This window comes from Promicromonospora kroppenstedtii DSM 19349 (assembly GCF_000515355.1).
In the GTDB taxonomy this organism is placed as follows: domain Bacteria; phylum Actinomycetota; class Actinomycetes; order Actinomycetales; family Cellulomonadaceae; genus Promicromonospora; species Promicromonospora kroppenstedtii.
In genome coordinates, this window is sequence record NZ_KI911656.1 from 90,609 (window position 1) to 91,724 (window position 1,116).

Annotated in this window: 1 protein-coding gene; it reads left to right on the forward strand. The window is 73.7% G+C overall.

What is annotated here, in order from left to right:
- On the forward strand, positions 1-971 hold a 971-nt coding region (locus PROKR_RS11150; protein ID WP_036963098.1), incomplete at its 5' end, for a DUF349 domain-containing protein.
- Positions 972-1,116: the final 145 nt, after the last annotated feature.

Sequence of the window (1,116 nt, forward strand, 5' to 3'; positions counted from 1 at the left end):
GGGTCGAGACCCTGCGGGGCCGCGCCGCGGAGCGGCGTGCCGCCCTGGAGCAGGCACGGTCGGCCGCCAAGGCCGAGGCCGTCGCGTCCCGCACCGCGATCGTCGAGGCCGCCGAGAAGATCGCGGGGACCGACCCGAGCAAGATGCAGTGGCGCCCGGCGGGCGAGGAGCTGCGCGCCCTGCTCGACCGGTGGAAGGACGCCCAGCGTTCCGGGCCGCGCATCGACCGCCCCACGGAGGAGTCCCTCTGGAAGCGGTTCAGCCACGCCCGCACCGCGTTCGACCGCGAGCGCCGGCACTTCTTCGCCGACCTGGAGCAGCGCAACAGCGCGGCCAAGGTCGAGAAGGAGAAGCTGGTGTCCGAGGCGGAGGCGCTGTCGGACAGCACCGACTGGGGCTACACCGCGGGTGCCTACCGCGACCTGATGACGCGCTGGAAGGCGGCCGGGCGGGCGTCCCGCAAGGACGACGACGCGCTGTGGGCCCGGTTCCGGGCGGCGCAGGACCGGTTCTTCCAGGCGCGGGACGCCGAGAACGCGGTGATCGACGCGGAGTACGGCGAGAACCTGAAGGTCAAGGAGGTCCTGCTGGAGGAGGCGGAGGCGCTGCTCCCGGTCAAGGACCTGAACAAGGCCAAGGCGGGCCTGCGCAGCGTGCAGGAGCGCTGGGAGGAGGCCGGCAAGGTTCCGCGCGGCGACATCCAGCGCATCGAGGCTCGGCTGCGTGCCGTCGAGACCGCGATCCGCGACGCCGACCAGGCGCAGTGGAAGCGCACCAACCCGGAGACGCGGGCGCGTGCCGAGGGTGCGGCGGCGCAGCTCGAGTCCGCGATCGCGGGTCTCGAGGCGGACCTCGCGGAGGCTCAGACCAAGGGTGACAAGCGCAAGGTCTCGGAGCTGGAGGCCGCCGTGGCGGCTCGCCGCTCGTGGCTGGAGCAGGTCGTCAAGGCCGCCGAGGACTCCCGGGGCTGACCCGGGACGGGTTGTCCACAACGGGCCCGGTCGCGCGCTGCGCGACCGGGCCCGTTGCGCATAGGTTCTGCAGGTGCCGTTCCCGTCCCTCGCCGCGCTCCTCGACCCCGGGCCGACGACTCCGGCCCTCGTCGTCACCCCGGAG